The sequence below is a fragment of the Lysinibacillus telephonicus genome (assembly GCF_003966145.1).
Taxonomy (GTDB): Bacteria; Bacillota; Bacilli; order Bacillales_A; family Planococcaceae; genus Ureibacillus; species Ureibacillus telephonicus.
In genome coordinates this window covers 64291-80177 of record NZ_RXNR01000016.1, presented here as the reverse complement: position 1 = coordinate 80177, position 15887 = coordinate 64291, and the positions used below count along the sequence as shown (strand labels likewise).

Annotated in this window: 14 protein-coding genes and 1 riboswitch; of the genes, 4 read left to right on the top strand and 10 right to left on the bottom strand. The window is 34.4% G+C overall.

Features of this window, described 5'->3' with window-relative positions; all coding sequences use genetic code 11:
* The 3 genes from EKG35_RS07735 to EKG35_RS07725 all read right to left on the bottom strand — a co-directional run.
* A partial coding sequence (locus EKG35_RS07735) for a transposase (protein ID WP_148103505.1) occupies positions 1–200 on the bottom strand: 200 nt, incomplete at its 3' end.
* A gap of 238 nt (positions 201–438) precedes the next feature.
* Positions 439–1884, bottom strand: a complete 1446-nt coding sequence (locus EKG35_RS07730; RefSeq protein WP_126293868.1) for a M20 family metallopeptidase — start codon at positions 1882–1884, stop codon at positions 439–441.
* Positions 1885–1887: 3 nt separating this feature from the next.
* Entirely contained in the window at positions 1888–3117 is a 1230-nt protein-coding gene (locus EKG35_RS07725) for an MFS transporter (RefSeq protein WP_126293867.1), read from the bottom strand.
* A 147-nt stretch (positions 3118–3264) separates the two neighbouring features.
* Between EKG35_RS07725 and EKG35_RS07720 the strand changes: the two genes are divergently transcribed.
* Positions 3265–5301 (top strand): helix-turn-helix domain-containing protein, encoded by a 2037-nt coding sequence (locus tag EKG35_RS07720; protein ID WP_126293866.1) that lies wholly within the window; start codon positions 3265–3267, stop codon positions 5299–5301.
* Positions 5302–5511: 210 nt separating this feature from the next.
* Here the strand turns inward: EKG35_RS07720 and EKG35_RS07715 are convergent, their stop codons facing one another.
* From EKG35_RS07715 to EKG35_RS07705, 3 genes are all read right to left on the bottom strand, one after another.
* The gene (locus EKG35_RS07715) at positions 5512–6234 is read right to left on the bottom strand and encodes an amino acid ABC transporter ATP-binding protein (protein WP_126293865.1); all 723 of its coding nucleotides are present in this window, start codon (positions 6232–6234) and stop codon (positions 5512–5514) included.
* Positions 6231–6914 carry an amino acid ABC transporter permease gene (locus EKG35_RS07710; RefSeq protein ID WP_126293864.1) on the bottom strand — a complete coding sequence of 228 codons (684 nt, stop codon included), beginning with the start codon at positions 6912–6914 and terminating at the stop codon, positions 6231–6233. The genes EKG35_RS07715 and EKG35_RS07710 overlap by 4 nt, the downstream gene beginning before the upstream one ends.
* Before the next feature lie 64 nt (positions 6915–6978).
* Positions 6979–7785, bottom strand: a complete 807-nt coding sequence (locus EKG35_RS07705; protein WP_126293863.1) for an ABC transporter substrate-binding protein — start codon at positions 7783–7785, stop codon at positions 6979–6981.
* A 79-nt stretch (positions 7786–7864) separates the two neighbouring features.
* Positions 7865–8049, bottom strand: a riboswitch (Lysine riboswitch).
* 172 nt (positions 8050–8221) lie between these two features.
* Here EKG35_RS07705 and EKG35_RS07700 point away from each other — a divergent pair.
* The gene (locus EKG35_RS07700) at positions 8222–9889 is read left to right on the top strand and encodes a M20/M25/M40 family metallo-hydrolase (RefSeq protein ID WP_126293862.1); all 1668 of its coding nucleotides are present in this window, start codon (positions 8222–8224) and stop codon (positions 9887–9889) included.
* A gap of 466 nt (positions 9890–10355) precedes the next feature.
* Positions 10356–11537 carry a NupC/NupG family nucleoside CNT transporter gene (locus EKG35_RS07695; protein WP_126293861.1) on the top strand — a complete coding sequence of 394 codons (1182 nt, stop codon included), beginning with the start codon at positions 10356–10358 and terminating at the stop codon, positions 11535–11537.
* Between the two features lie 264 nt (positions 11538–11801).
* Here EKG35_RS07695 and EKG35_RS07690 read toward each other — a convergent pair whose 3' ends face one another.
* From EKG35_RS07690 to EKG35_RS07675, 4 genes are all read right to left on the bottom strand, one after another.
* On the bottom strand, positions 11802–13568 hold the full coding sequence (locus tag EKG35_RS07690; RefSeq protein ID WP_126293860.1) for a hypothetical protein: 1767 nt from the start codon (positions 13566–13568) through the stop codon (positions 11802–11804).
* A gap of 430 nt (positions 13569–13998) precedes the next feature.
* Positions 13999–14250 (bottom strand): hypothetical protein, encoded by a 252-nt coding sequence (locus EKG35_RS07685; RefSeq protein ID WP_126293859.1) that lies wholly within the window; start codon positions 14248–14250, stop codon positions 13999–14001.
* 17 nt (positions 14251–14267) lie between these two features.
* Entirely contained in the window at positions 14268–14837 is a 570-nt protein-coding gene (locus EKG35_RS07680) for a hypothetical protein (protein ID WP_126293858.1), read from the bottom strand.
* 137 nt (positions 14838–14974) lie between these two features.
* The gene (locus EKG35_RS07675) at positions 14975–15217 is read right to left on the bottom strand and encodes a helix-turn-helix domain-containing protein (protein WP_185807678.1); all 243 of its coding nucleotides are present in this window, start codon (positions 15215–15217) and stop codon (positions 14975–14977) included.
* Between the two features lie 169 nt (positions 15218–15386).
* Between EKG35_RS07675 and EKG35_RS07670 the strand changes: the two genes are divergently transcribed.
* A complete protein-coding gene (locus tag EKG35_RS07670; protein WP_126293856.1) occupies positions 15387–15878 on the top strand; it encodes a hypothetical protein in 492 nt (163 codons plus the stop codon).
* The last annotated feature ends 9 nt before the right edge of the window (positions 15879–15887 follow it).

The following is a 15887-nucleotide window of genomic DNA, read 5'->3' as shown; positions in this document are numbered from 1 at the left end:
GTATAGGCACATAAGATAATTTTAAGCATCATGCGTGGATGATAGGCAGGACATCCCTCATTTCGGAGAAATGTTTCGAAGGCTTCATTGGGGATACTTTCCACTAAATGGTGGACATGAAAGGCAATGTCATTATTTTGTAGTTTTACTTCTAAATCTAAAGGTAAAATTATTTGATTCATGTTATAATTTTTAAACATAAGGATCCCTCTTTCGATATGGTTTGGTGTGGTAACTTAATTTTATCAGAAGAGGTCCTTATTTTATTGTAAAAAATTCAAAGCCGGTGAAATTTTACTCGTCGTAAAATTTCACCGGCTTTTTGATTTATAGGAGGGTTTTGTCCCAGCCCCGTTCTCTTGTTTCCTTTATTCACTAAAGTTTCAATCACTATTCTGCCACTGCTTAGTGCGACTGAATAACTGAATTTCATATTGTTTAATTTACTTTTTGTTTATATGACGGAGGTGTAAGCTCTTTCGGGATTAAGGATGTATACGTTTCCCCGTCAAGTCTTTCCGCTAATTCTTTTTTAGCATTTTCAAGTAATTCGGGACTTTCAAGTACCGAAACAGCGGTACATGCAATTGCTTTTCCGGCTAATAACATGGCATCATGAGCATAGCTTTCTTTACCTTGTGCCACAGCTTGCCAAGTATGAAACGGTGTTCCAAAAGCCCAAGTGGAAGTAACACATTGTGCAGTTGGAACATTCCAGCTCACATCAGCAACATCCGTAGAACCTCCCATAAATGTCTCTTTTTCAGAAAATGGGGCGATAAAGTCGGCAATAGGTCGTTCAGCTAATTGAGAAGCTCCCTGCTTTCCAACTTGTAAAGCTGCTGCAGCCTTCTCCTCATCTGTCAAAGTTTCATAGATTGTCTTTGCATAGTTTATATCCCGTTCTGTAGCATTAGGCGCGCCTATTTCTTGCATATGTTGATGCATTACTTTTTCAAGAGTCAGGTTAGGAATTAAGTTATGGCAAGAGCCTTGAATTTCGTAATCTACCTTCGTTTGCGTCATTAGTGCTGCACCACGTGCACAATCTACTACCCTGTCATAGAGCTCTTTTACTTGATTTGGTTTCGGTGCACGGATTAAATAAGTAACTTCCGCATCGGCTTGAACTACATTTGGAGCCATTCCTCCTGTATTAGTTACAGCATAATGAATCCGGGCTTCGTCAATCATGTGTTCTCTCATATAATTGACTCCAACGTTCATAAGTTCGACTGCGTCTAAAGCACTTCTCCCTAAATGTGGTGCTGCTCCGGCATGTGCACTTCTCCCTTTAAATTTAAAGTGTGCATGGATAACCGCATTTGCAGTGGAGTTCATGACAGCATTTATTGTGGCAGGATGCCAGGAAAAGGCAGCATCCACATCTTTAAAATAACCGTCTCTTGCCATAAAGGTTTTCCCATAACCACTTTCTTCTGCCGGACAGCCGAAATATTGTACGGTTCCATCAAGGTTATGTTCTTTCATATAATCCTTAACCGCAATAGCTGCTGATAAGGAACCGACTCCAAGCAAATTATGCCCACAGCCATGGCCATTTCCATTTTGAATAATGGGTTCAAAATTATTACTGCCTGCTTGTTGGCTTAGCCCTGCTAAAGCGTCGTATTCACCGAGAATAGCAATTACCGGATGACCTGTCCCATAGGAGGCGATAAAGCCTGTTTCAAGACCAGCTATTCCCTTTTTTATAGTAAACCCCTCTTTTTCCAATGCTTCACAAAGCAAATCAGATGAGCGGAATTCCTCAAATCTAGTTTCAGCAAACTCCCAAATTTGATCACTTAGCTGTGTAAATAATGTACGTTTATTATCTATTAAACTTGTAATTTTATCTGATAAAGCAGTCAATTTTTCCATCTCCTAACTTTCAACTTTTTTTAAATAGGCAACTTCTTTCTTAGGGCGAATTAAAAATAAAGATCCAGCACACAATAGGGCAAACATTATCAGCATAATAAAAGCAACTGTATAAGAACCGTCAAAAGCATCGACTAAAAATCCTATTAACATGGGAGTAAGAACACCAGCGAATTGTGCACCAGTATTAATGAACCCATTTGCAGTTCCTACAATCTCTTCAGATAGCATTTTTAGTGGAGCTGAGATAATAAGAACAATATTAAACGACATGAATACTGTAACGATACTTTGATAAACAGCAAACATGGCTATGTTTGGCGCAAAAGCCATTAAATATAGGAATACTGCCGTTAATACCGCAAATACGGCTGCAATTAACTTGTCTTTCCCTTCAGGTAGCTTGTCTAAAATATATCCACTTGTAAGCATTGCAATAATTCCTGCAACCGCTGGAATAGCTGAAATATATCCAACCGATGTTAAGTCAAGTTGTCGTGCGTCTACTAAATAGGTTGGCATCCATGTCATTAATCCCCATTGCACGGCATAAATCGCAAAATAGGCAATGAACAAATTCCATATAATCGGAGTTTTTAAAACATCTCTTAAAGGTGCTTTATTCTTAGAAGTGGTTTCAACCTTCTCTGCTGTTGAACTATTCTGTTCTTTTAAGAAAATCATATATAGCAAGACAAATATAATACCAACAGCACCCGCAATATAAAAAATTGTTCTCCAACCGATAGTTTGCATAGACTGGGTGCCAATAATTGGCGTTATAACACCCATAATCGTACCCGAGGTAAGCATAAAGGACATGGCACGGCTCCGTTCATTTTGCGGAAACCAACTCGCAATACCTTTGGATGCCGATGGAAAAAAGCTTCCTTCCCCAAGTCCAAATAAAAATCGAATGAGAATTAAGGACGCGAAGGACCAGGCCATACCTGAAAAAATCGTGAAAATGGACCAAGCAAGAAGTGCTGTGATAATGACTTTACGGAAACCAAAACGATCTGCGAGCCACCCACCGGGAATTTGCATTAAGGCATAACCTGCAAAAAAGCTACTTAAAACAATTCCTGTTTGGGAAGTACTTAATTGAAGATCCTTTGAAATACCTAAAATCGCATAATTCATGAAAAATCGATCAAAATTTCCAATTGACCATCCTAAAAATAGCAAGATAACAATGACATACTTCCAATTCTGCGATAATTTAGATACCATAACGTTCCTCCTAGTTGAATTTAATAAATTAGCTATAATTATAAAAAATTAAGACTATTCAAACAATGTTTGGTCCTATATAATAATGACGTAAATTATGTTGATTCCTACATATTCTAATAGGGGGTGTGAAAAGTGGAAACCTTAGTGAAAATTAAACAATTTTTAATTGATGACTGTTGCCTTTCACAATTTCAAGTGTGGCAGAGTATAAAGGGATTAGATTTTTCACTTGTTTTATCTAACCATTTTGATAAAGAAACTCCAGCACCAGGGAGATTCATTAATGAAACTATACGTACCTATGAAAATTTCATCGATATTTATTATCATTATTCCAATCATACAACCATTGTCCTCAGAATCAGTAAATCCCCAGCACTAAACAATGAAATCACTCAAAAACTAAAACCGATAGTAGATTTACATTTCTTGCAATTAATGCTCGATGGGGAGAAATATGTAAGGAACAAAATGATGGAGAGCATCCGTGATATATCTGTACTTGAAGATTTAGATGATTTGTTAAAAAAAATATTGGAAAATGCCTTATCTGTTATTCCAGCGGCAGATATGGGAGTTCTATGGATGTACGAACCAAACCTAGATGTACTTTTTCCTAAAGCTTGGACGGGCGGTCCTAATGAAGAAATAGCGAAAATGAGGATGAAGGTCGGGGAGGGAATTATCGGGAAAACATTTAAAGATAATAAATCATTTATTCTTACTAAGATAGATGAAATTATCTCAGAATCATCTAATATTTCATCAGATAATCTTTTCCACCTGTATAATTCTGTCCAATTTGACGATTTGAAATCTATTATTTCAGTTCCAATTATTGTTGAGGGTAATACTTTATGTGTATTAATTGTATACCAAAAGGGTCCCTATCTCCTTTTAACGAAAGATGATCAACAACTGCTAGAAAGTTTTTCTGATCAAGTCTCTATTGTATTGAGAAATTCAAAGCTCTACCAAAACTTAAAAAAACAAAATGATCTTTTAATTCAACGAGATATGATACACAATTCGTTAATAAAACTATCCCTTCAAAGTAAAGGTTTACAGAAAATCGTAAATGAAATAAAAAAGATGATAAACCATCCAGTAATGATAGTAGACTTAACAGATCATCAACAATATTCAAGTCCGCCCTCCTGGAAATGGGAACTTCCTTCAGAGATGATAAAGTTAAATGCAAATTTACAAACCCAATCTTTTACGGTGTCTTTTAATAATCAATCACTTTATATTCACCCTATAATTGCTATTGATGTCCCAATTGGAATACTGGTAGTTGAAATGGAGGAGGATGAACTTTTTGCTTTAAACAAGATGATTATCGAACAGGCAAGTTCAGTAATTGCATTAGAGATTATAAGAAATCAAACATTAGTGGATTCATATTATCAAAAAACAAATGATTTATTTAATGATTTTATTCAGTGCCAAGATTATAACCTAATACGAAAGAAGGCCAATGAACTTAGAATTGATCATTATCCCTTTTATATGGCGGTCTTAATTCATATAAATCCCTATGCAGATTTCCACTTTCTTAATATGCAAATGCATAAAATAATTACCCAGATAAAAAAAGATTTAGGGAACTATATTTCAATCGTTTTTGGTTATGGAAATAAAGTAACGTTGGTATGTCAATTTACTCATTTTGAAGATCAAGATTATGTAAAAAAGAAACTGATGTTTATTCATTCCGACTGGATGAATGTTCATGAGGAATCACTAAAAATAGGGATTGGTACCTGCTATCCGAGCATGAATAATATTGCCAAAAGTTACTCTGAAGCTGATAAAGCCCTTTCTTTTCTTATCTCAAGGCAGCTTAAAAGCATCGTAAATTATCAAGATATAGGCATTAATCATCTTTTTATTCACCAACCTATTGAAGAATTGAACTCTTTTGTTAATGAGATTTTTCAACCCCTTCAATCTAATAAAGATGGAACATTGGATTTAGAAAAAACCCTGCTTGCATATATGGAAAACGATCGTCAGGCTACGCAAACAGCCAAGATTTTACATATCCACGTGAATACTTTATATCAACGTTTAAAGAAAATTGAAGAGAAACTTCAAATTTCATTTTCCAATCCTGAAGATATTTTAAAACTTCAGCTTGCATATTATTTAAGAACTTCGATAGTTTCACTTACCTAAAAATAGTGCTTAAAACTTCCTCTTTTTCATTAAAAGAGGTAAGGTAGAAAACTTCGAAACAATTAGTGAGCCCAAAAAGTTGCTATAATACATCTTTGCCGAGATGAATACTACTGTTCTAAAAGAAATAGCAAAGGAAGCTAAAATAACAAGAGGGTACTGAAAGGGAAAATCTACCTTTCAATAATACTGAAGGTAGATTTTCCTTTTTTATAATATTTGATTTAAAAACCTTTGTGTACGCTCATGTTTTGGATGGGCAAAAATATCATTTGGATGTCCTTCTTCAATAATATTACCGTCTGCAAGCATGATAACTCGGTCTGCAACTTCTTTTGCAAAACCCATTTCATGTGTCACAATCACCATGGTCATTCCTTCACTTGCGAGATCTTTCATTACCTGAAGAACTTCACCAACCAATTCAGGATCTAATGCAGAAGTCGGCTCATCAAAAAGCATTACTTTTGGTTCCATCGCTAACGCTCTTGCAATGGCAACCCGTTGCTTTTGTCCTCCTGATAACTGTTCTGGGTAATAGTTTGCCTTATCCTCTAAGCCTACCTTTTTAAGTAGTTCCATTGCTTTTGCACTTGCTTCACTTTTAGACTTTTTTCTAACATAAATCGGCGCTTCAATTATATTTTCAATCACAGTTTTATGAGGGAAAAGATTAAAGTGCTGGAACACCATTCCTACTTTTTCTCTTACTTTATTTAAATCTGTTTTTACTATGTCTATCTTCTCAGAATCAATAGTAATCTCACCGCTTTGTGCAACTTCTAAAAAGTTTAAGCATCGAAGTAACGTACTTTTACCTGAACCACTTGCACCAATTAAAACAACTACTTCTTTCTCGTTAATATTTAAGTTAATATTCTTTAAAACTTCAAGCTTTCCAAAGGATTTTGAAAGATTACGAATTTCAATCATGCAATACTAACCTCCTTAGGCTTGCTGACATCCATTTTCTGCTCAATTCGTTTAGCAACCCAAGTGAAAATAAGAACGATGATTAAATAGTAAATACCAACAACAAAATAAGTTTCAAATGGCATATAGTTTTCTCCTTGGACTCCAAGGGCTGTGTTATATAAATCTGTTACCGCAATATAAGCAACAAGGGAAGAATCTTTTAAACCAATAATGAACTGATTGGCCAAGGGGGGAATGGATCTTTTGAAAGCTTGTGGGAAAATAATTCTTCTCATTGCAAGTGATTGCGACATTCCTAACGATCTCGCTGCCTCCATCTGTCCCCTATCAATCGATTGTACAGATCCTCTAAAAATTTCAGCAATATATGCACCAGTATGAATTCCCAATGCCAATGCACCTGCAGTGAAGCTATTTAAGTTAATAATATTGGCTAATCCATAATATAAAAACATAATTTGAACAATTAGAGGCGTTCCCCTGATAATTCCAATATAAATATCAGCAATCCAATTTAAGAATTTTTTCGAAGAAATCTTAAAACTAGCAAATATAAGTCCAATAATCACAGCGATTAGCAAGGAAATAGCTGTGATTGCGATTGTAGTCCAACTAGCTTTTAAAAAAGCCATTCCATGTTCACTAAAAATACCCGCGATATTTTCTAAAAAAACCATGAGACCAGCCTCCTTCCTTTATAAACAAGCGCCTAGTACAAGGCGCTTGCCTGAAATCATAATTTTACTTTTCCATAATGTTTGTATTAAACCATTTCATACTAATTTCTTCGTATGTGCCATCATCAATCATTGATTGAAGCGCTTCGTTAATTTTGTTTGCAAGTTCTGTATTTCCTTCAGCAATACCTATACTCACGCGGTCCTCATTTAATAAATCACCAATTGGTTTAATATCTAAGCCTTTTTCGTTTTGTGCACTTACACCAACGATTTTATCTGTAATAACAGCATCCAAGCGCCCTAGTGACAAATCTTGAAGTGCATTAACGTCTACTGGATATCCCTTAACCATGTCAGGTGAAGTTAATGTTTCAGCCATATCCTTCCAAGTACTTGCTTGAATAACCCCAATTGTTTTACCTTGTAAATCTTCCTTCGATTGAATTTCCGTATTGTCATTTGCAACAAAGATTTGTGCACCTGACAGATAATAAGGTTCTGTAAAGTCAATTTGCTTATCACGTTCAGCTGTTGCAGTCATACTACCGATAATCGCATCGTATTTATTTGCTTTTAGCCCTTGAATAATTGTTTCCCAAGGATTTGTAACAGGATTTGCTTCAAGTCCCATACGTTTTGCAATTTCAGTTCCAATTTCTACATCGAATCCTGTCAATTTACCATCCTTTTTAAAATTCAATGGAGGGTATTGTCCTGTCATTGCAAAGGTTAATGACCCTTCTTTGACTAACCCAAATTCAGAATCACTTGATTTTGTTTCATTTTCTACTTGGTTACTTTGCTGTGTGCCGCATGCGGATAAAATTAACAACATTGCCGCAACTAAAAAAATAGCTAGCTTTTTCATATGTACTCCTCCTTTGAAATAAAAAAACACTGTCGATTTAAATTGACAGTGTTTTTAAGAACACCCTCATCTCTTGCATTTTTACGATAGTTCTCCACAATTCAAAGGAATTGTGACAGTTCTGCCCCTATTCGAGTGCAGCCCCAGCTTTAATGAAAATAGTGATTTCAAAAAGCTTCGGCGATTTATCCTTTTTCCTATTTTCATAGATCTCACTAAATCTCAAATAGGATACTCTTATAAATCGCGACCTCTACCCCACCTAATGCAAAAAAGATGAGGATTTAATATAAAATTTAATATAACTTTATCCATTATAGTAGAATATTTTAAATAATACAATATTAATTTAGTTTAATTGTACTAGTGTGACTTGACGAGTTTTTAAACTTACGTTACATTTTGATAAAATATCAAACAAAAAGGAGGCCGTCGTATGTTGAATTGTCGTGACGATATACTTACATATACAAAACAACTTGTTAACATAGAAAGTATCGTAAACACAACTGGCGAAAGTACAATTGCCCACTCTTTATTTCAGATTATTTCATCGCTTCCATATTTTTTAAATAATCCTGGCTCAGTCGCTATTGAGAAAACCAATAACGATGACCAAGAACGATATAATGTTATGGCATTTGTTAAAGGAAAAAAAGGAAATAGTAACCGCACAATTATCTTAATGGGGCATATCGACACGGTTGGAATTGATGACTTCAACCAATTGAAAGAACATGCTTGTTCCCCTGATGATCTAATGGAAGCATTAAAAAAGGAAAACCTACCTACTTCAGCTAAAGAACATTTAGAATCCGGAGATTGGTTATTTGGCCGTGGCGTTCTTGATATGAAAAGCGGCGTTGCGAGCAATCTCTACCTCTTAAAGTACTATTCTGAACATCCTGAGGAACTGGACGGCAATATTTTATTGTTAGCTGAATGTGACGAGGAAGACGGCTCACACGGAGTGCTTTCCGCTTTAAAAACGTTAAAAAAGTGGAAGAAAGAACATAGCTTTGAATATGTTGCTGCTATTAATTCTGATTTCGTTTCACCTCGCTTTGAAGGTGATGATAATCGCTATATCTATAAAGGAACGGTTGGTAAGCTGCTGCCATCATTCTTTATAACAGGTGCAGAAACACATGTTGGTTCAGCTTTTGAAGGTTTAGATCCTAACTTTATTGCTGCAGAACTAACAAAGCAAATAAACTATAATCCAGAGCTTTGCAACGAAGCATATGGAGAAACTACGGTTCCGCCCGTGTCGTTAAAACAAATGGACTTAAAACCATCTTATACTGTTCAAACAGCATTATCTGCTTATGTTTATTATAATTTCTTTATTCATTCTTGGTCTCCTAAAGACGTATTGATCAAGCTTAAGGAACAAGCCATGATTGCTTTTACCAATGCACTTAATACTTTTGAAGAGAGATATCGCAAATATAGTGAAATTAGTGGCGAACCCTTTGTCGATGTTCCTTGGAAACCTAGAGTTTTTACATATGAAGAAATGGAGAACTTATTAATTGAGGAAAATGGCAATTCATTTATTGAACACATGAATGAATTTAAGCAAAATCTCCTAACAAATACGGAATTAGATACTCGCATGTTTGCTGCACGAGTTGTTGAGGAGGCCTGGAAATGGATGAAGGATAAAAATCCGGCCATTATTTTATTTTACTCTTCCCTATACTCCCCAAGGATCGAAATGACAGGGAAAACAACTGATGAGCTTAACTTAATCAACGCTCTTGATAAAGCAGTAGCAACAATACAGCCGGAATATCCACACCCAATTGTTACTCGAAATTTCTTCCCGTATATCTCTGATATGAGTTTTATGGCTCTAAGTGATGATGAAGATGGAATCAACGCCGTTTCGAAAAATAACCCTGGTTGGGGAACAAAACATTATGTAGAGTTTCAAGATATCCGAGATATAAATGTACCTGTTATTAACATTGGTCCATATGGTTTGGATGCTCACAAGAAACTTGAAAGAATGGAAATGACATATTCACTAGAAGTAGTTCCAAATATAACAAACCTCGTTATCCAAAATTTATTAACTAACGAAGAAAAAAGCCTATAGATTATGACTTAAATAGTGCCAGTCACTTCTCGATAAATACCGAATTTTTCGGTAAGAAACGAGCAGTGAGCGGCATTTTTTTAATAGAAATGATATGCGAAGTAATCAGGGACCCTTATGTTCATCAGCCTCAAGGATTGAATCATAATAGGATTAGTTTTATGCATTTTTAGACATTTCTCTATAAAGGCATTTATTTTTTTCCTCTGCAAACCTATGTCAATTGAATATACTACGAACCGCCCAATGATTATTCCCCTCAAACCCTTTTATGAATATTAAATTCAACTAAATTAAATACTTTATATAAATCATTCTAAATCTAGAGCGAAACACTTTTTGTTGTTTTAAAAGAGTTAAATGGCACAGAATAATCTTTATCAATTGCAATCTTAAGTAAAAGTGGTTACTATTCTAACGGTAACTTTAGCGATCACATATAAATTAATTCATCAGGAGGTTACTTGTGCAATACGTTATTTCTATTTTAGGTATATTTGTTGTATTATTTTTGGCTTGGTTGGCAAGTTCCAATCGAAAAGAGATAAAATTCAAACCAATTATCACAATGATTGTTATTCAAATTCTTTTATCATTGTTACTGTTAAATACAGAATTTGGATTAATCATCATCAGAGGAATAGCTGCTGTTTTTAGTACGCTGCTCGAATATGCAAGCGAAGGGATTTCCTTTGTGTTTGGCGGCATCGCGAATGAGGGAGAGGCCCCATTCTTTTTAAATGTATTACTGCCAATTGTATTTATTTCTGCATTAATTGGTATTCTTCAGCATCTGAAAATCCTGCCATTCCTTATGAAGGGGATTGGGTTTTTATTAAGTAAAGTGAACGGAATGGGTAAACTTGAATCATATAATGCAGTTGCCTCACTAATGGTGGGACAATCGGAGGTTTTCATCACATTAAAAAAACAACTTGGTATGCTTTCGAACCAGCGTTTGTATACTTTATGTGCTTCAGCGATGTCGACTGTATCAATGTCCATAGTTGGTGCTTATATGACGATGCTGGAACCAAAATATATTGTCACAGCTTTAGTTTTAAATTTATTCGGCGGTTTTATCATAGCTACAATTATTAATCCGTACGAGATTGACCCACGTGAGGATATATTAGAAATACAGGAGGATAGAAGGCAATCCTTTTTTGAAATGCTCGGTGAGTATATCCTTGATGGTTTTAAGGTAGCAATTATCGTTGGGGCAATGTTAATTGGGTTTATTGCATTAATGGCGGGATTCAACCATGTGTTTGAGCTATTGTTTAGTATTTCTTTCCAGACGATACTAGGTTATCTATTTTCCCCAATTGCCTTCATTATGGGAATACCTTTCTCAGAGGCGGTTAGTGCCGGCTCAATTATGGCGACTAAACTGTTGACCAATGAATTCGTTGCGATGTTGGATTTATCTGGAGGCAATTATCACTTTAGTGAACGAACTATGGGAATTCTTTCTGTATTCCTAGTTTCCTTCGCTAACTTTTCTTCTATTGGTATTATTGTCGGAGCTGTCAAAAGTCTGAATGAAAAACAGGGGAATGCCGTTGCACGTTTTGGGCTGAAACTGTTATATGGCGCCACACTTGTAAGCATACTTTCAGCTATCATCGTTAGTTTAGTTTTATAAACATTTAAGCTATGTTACCACTTTATTTCAAAACCACTAAAAAACGTTATTAATGAACGTTCTTTAGTGGTTTTTTATAAACCTTATTTACTTATGGTGGTTCACCGTAATAAACCGCACTTACTTATGGTACGGTTCACCGTATCAATCTAAAGGCAATGGTTAAGATACAAAGCCAGTCGAAGTTTCACTTTCCCCACAAGCAGTTATCGAGTTTGTTTGATAACTGCTTGTGCAACTCTGTAGAAAATGAATGATCCAGTTTTAGAAAGCACCTCTTAATAAAAGATTAATGTATGTGTCTTGATCTAAAAGTCTACTATTACTCAATGTTTCAATTGTAGTATCAACACTATCTCTTACTTGTGCAAAAATCTGCTCCAAACTTGCAGATGAATCTTCTTCTAAGCGATGCATGACAACAGACATAGCATACTCTATATACTCATATAAATGTTTTGAGAATAAATTTGTATTATTGTATTGCATTTGACCAGAGTGTACGATTGAGTTTCTTATTCGATACAACCTATGAACATGTTGCTGAACATTCTTTTTATGCTCTTCAAGAAGGGTTGCACATTTTTTACCATCTTTTAATATATTGCAAAGCTCTCTAAGCCTGTAAGATAGCAAGATATTATGATCTTCAAACTCTGCTGTCATATTATTGAGAAACTCTTCATTCCAAAAAAGAGATAGTGCTTCTTGTGGAGTCAGTTTTCCTATTCTATAGTTTCGTTCTCTATAGATTATTTCCACATCGCAACGATTACAATCTTCAAGAAAATTCTTAATTAGGCTATAAATATAGTTATGAGTTGAAAAGGCGGAAACAAACATTTTTACATTCTCTATACCACCTTCAAATTCTCTTGAATGAACAAAAGATTCAATGCCTATCCACAGGTTAATGAATGTAGATTGAGGAGATAAAGATTCATCACTTATTCTTGTAAATTCAAATAAGCTTTTTAACTTTCTATTAACCTCTTTATCCCCAGTCTCAAGTTGATTCAGAACTCTATTCATCATAGAATCTGGAGCCCTGAATTTTCTTTTCTTAGTTGACAAATCTACTTCAACATTTCGCAAGTATTTAGGGGAATCGGGCAACAGTATGATAGGTGACGTATCAAAATCTGGAATAGGAAACCCATAGAAGTTTAATATATCTAATTTTCCGACAATTTTTTGCCAAGCATTATTTACACCAGAATAGGCATCTAAGGAATCATATATTACCCTCACATACTCTTTATTCTTAGAAATATGATTTTCTAATTCATAGTCAGAATAAGTATTCAATACTTCTTGACCAGATAAAATTTCTAATTTCAATTCAACTAATCTTGATTTTGTACCTTTTGCTAAATCCTTTTTTACTGAGAATAAAAATACAAACGGCAGTGGTTCACTACTCAACTTACTAAAAAACTTTTCAAATTTTTTACTAACACTATCCTCAGCTGTCAATAATAATTCGAAGGCAGACAAATATAATTCATCTACGGACCATCCCCTTCCCATCAGTTCACTCGCTAAGGTTTGCATAGCATTTTCTATTTCTGCGAACCGCTCTTCACTATTTGACAGCAAACTGTCTATTTCAGTGATCACCCATGTCAAGTAATGCTTTTCTATATATCGAATAACATATTCAACTTGATAAATAATTGAATAAAGCTTTGTGATGTTTTCTGCTTTTGGGGCTCTCTGAAGAGAGTTTTCTAAAATTCTTGAATATGAAACTGCATTCTTTTTAAGCACTTCATCACCATTAATAACTTTCTTCACTTCTTCAAAAACAATAAAAAGATGATTATCATTCCTTTTTATGTTACCCTCAATCATTTCTTTACAAACATAGTTTAACTCTTTTAGAGCTTGATGAGTATTCAAATATCTTACTGCATATTTACTATGAGTATGTATATTGAGAAGTTCAATCCAACGTTGAATAAAAAATACTTGATTTGAGTTAAAGTCCCCATATTGCAGTATATCTCTATTGTTTAAATGCCTTTCCACTTATTTTACCCCCGTAATTTTTCGTTGACATTTCACCTGGAACATGTATATAATATCTAAAGTATACCAAATAATAATAACGATAGTTAAGGAGCCCCATTGGTCTTGAGGATATTCCCAACCCTTTGGTACGCTCCTTTTATTATACCACAAAGAAGAACATATGTTTTGAAAAAGGAAGAAACTTGTTAGCAAAATACTTAGAAGTTCCTTCCTTTTTTCATCCTTCTATTCCCTCATTTGAATTAGCATTGCTTCGTTCCAAAAACTTATTTCATTCCTGTTGTGATAGGTCCTGTGGTATCTTATTTTAGGTCTGATTATACTCATACAAAGCTCACACCTTTATTCGTGGCTCATATTTATTTCGTAGTACGACAAATACCCATCTTCAAAAAAGTTATCCATATTATTTAAACACACTGCTTTATTAAGCTGTGTCACTTTCCCTAAAGTAGATTCTCAACAGTTTATTAATAAGGTTGTTCTTTTCTTTGATAGACAGGCACTTTAAATGCTTGTATACATCATCCTCAAAGTAGATTAATTCATAGCTTTTATCAAAAATTAATAATTGGTTTAAACAATTAACCTCTTTGATAATATTCTCAATTGCCATTTCAATATTAGTGGCATCTTCTGTACCACATAATTGTGTTCTAAACACATTTATATCGCTCATCTTATTCCTCCATTTTATTAACTTCTTTTTAATAATCTTCTACTCGCATTATGTGATGCTTTCATGAAGGGATTATGTTTTTTTAATTGTCGTGTCAAATACTTTACCTCTATCGTTAACTTTGGATTTTCGGTTTGCATTTTTCCAAAAAGATCAATCAATTCATTTTGTATCGTTATTAGTGTGTCAATTTTTTTAAATACAATCTTTTTTGATAGCAACATTTCAATGTCATCCAAATCGGAAAATATAGTTACACCCTTGTGTGCTGTTTCTATGTAATTAGAAAAATTTAAAAGGGCAAAAATTACAGATTTAAGCTCTCCAAACACATTTTTCCCCCAAACATCCGCTGGTGAATAAACTAACTGTTGTGTCACCATCACAGAAGCATTACCTACGTATGTACAAGCAACAGACATCCCATGATTCAATTTACTGCATGAGCTGTCGCAATAAATATATAACCAATCTTGACTAAAATATTGATTAAGTACCCATTCCTTTAGTTCTAAAGGAATTTTGTCTTCGTGCCTCCCCCAAAAAGATGGCTTTCTCACTCTCTTAACTATTCCTTTCGATTTCATTCTCACTCCCCCAGAAATTCAACTTCCATAGTATAAAGGGAATATAAATATTTGTCAAAATATTCTGTCTTTTATAGTCAAAAGAAGCACTCATGTCCTTTATAGTCGACATGAGCGTCTTCAAAATAGTTACCTTGTTAATTTTTCTGACTATTTTCAAGTAGTTGAACTATATTGATGCATAATGCATTCGCAAGCTTGAATAAAACTTCAATACTGACATTTGTTCTCTCTCCCTTTTCTATCCGCATAATAAAAGAAGCACTAACAGTTGATTTTTCTGACAGTTGATTTAAGCTTAAAGACTGCTCTTCTCTTTTCCTACGTAATTCATCCGCAAAACCCTCAATAAATAATTCTTCATTATACAATTCTCTCACCTTCCTAATATTTTCATATAGAAAACCTGTTTCTCAAATTCTCTATTATCATAGATTTTGCCTACAAATATATAACATTACTAAAATAATTTTTCGTGAGCATTTGAATATTTCCAAGTATAAAAATCTATAATAAAAAAATTACTTTTAGAAAGGGGTTGTAGCAAAGATGAATAAAGAGCAATTTTACAGCACTCACCCTGACGAGAGGGTTGATATTATCAATGAAATGTTAAAAACACGTAGTTATTCGGAAGTCGCAAAAGAAATTGGAGTACCAGGGAGTTCATTTGGTAAAGAAATGCAACGGGGCGATTATGTTTATATTCAACGAGATAACAAGTTTTATAAATTCGTAAGAGATAAAACAATGGTAGTGAGTAATAACGAAAGTGCGACAGATAATATACTGTCTTTTATTAAAGATAATCAAGACATCCTTAAAAAAATGATTTCCGACTATGAATATGGGAACAAAATGCTTATATTAGACGAACGTGTATATTCCAACAATGCAAAGTTTGAGAACAAAAGCATTAAAATGAATAATGACATTCACAAGCAATTTGTTGAATTTTGCAAGAAAGACTACCCTTTCCTTACTGTTCAGGATTTAATTGCCCAGAGTCTACTTGAATTTATGGAAAAGTACAGCAAATAGAGCCGCAGT